Raw genomic sequence first — 792 nt, 5'->3', positions numbered from 1 at the left:
GGATAACTGTGTTACCAGCGCCATCTGTTGTTGTACTTGTAATCGTAATAGATTGACCGTCTTGACCTTTTTGACCATTTTCGCCTCGATCACCTTTTGGTATTGTAATTGATTTTCCGTCTGTAAAGGTTACAACTTTATCACCAGTAGTTGACGTTGTAATTGTTTTAATACCAATTGATGTGCCGTCTTGGCCTTTTGGTACAGTTAATGTTTTGCCATCACTAAAGTGAACGACTTTATTTCCATCATTATCTGTATCAATTGTAGTAATACTAATTGATGTGCCATTTTCACCTTTGTCGCCTTTTGTACCTTTTGGTATCACAACTGTTGTGTTATCTGAGAATACAAGTTTGCGATCGCCATTTGGTTCTTCTGTATTACTTGTGATAGTAATTGAATGACCATCGGCACCTTTAATACCTGCGTCACCTTTTTCTCCTTTAGGTATCGTAATAGATTTTCCGTCTGAGAATGTTACAACAGTTTCACCATTTGGTTGTTTAGTGACATTTTGTATTGTTACTGATGTACCGTTTTGACCTTTTGGTACAGTTACATTTTTACCATCACTAAAGTGGATGACTGTATTGCCCGCACCATCTGTTGTAGTACTTGTAATTGTAATTGATACACCATCGCGTCCGTTTTGACCATCATGTCCATTTTCGCCTCGGTCGCCTTTTTCACCTTTTGGTATTGTTAATATTTGACCATCCGTGAAGGTTACAACTTTTTCACCAGTAGTTGATGTAGTAATTGATTTAATACCAATTGATGTGCCGTCTT

Annotated in this window: 1 pseudogene; it reads right to left on the bottom strand. The window is 37.4% G+C overall.

What is annotated here, in order from left to right:
• Positions 1–792: pseudogene (locus HMPREF3267_RS12610) on the bottom strand (hypothetical protein); the annotation flags it as partial.

Source organism: Staphylococcus sp. HMSC62D11 (assembly GCF_001839145.1).
Taxonomy (GTDB): Bacteria; Bacillota; Bacilli; order Staphylococcales; family Staphylococcaceae; genus Staphylococcus; species Staphylococcus lugdunensis.
Note: the sequence above shows the minus strand (reverse complement) of the source record. Positions and strands in the feature narration are given on the sequence as shown.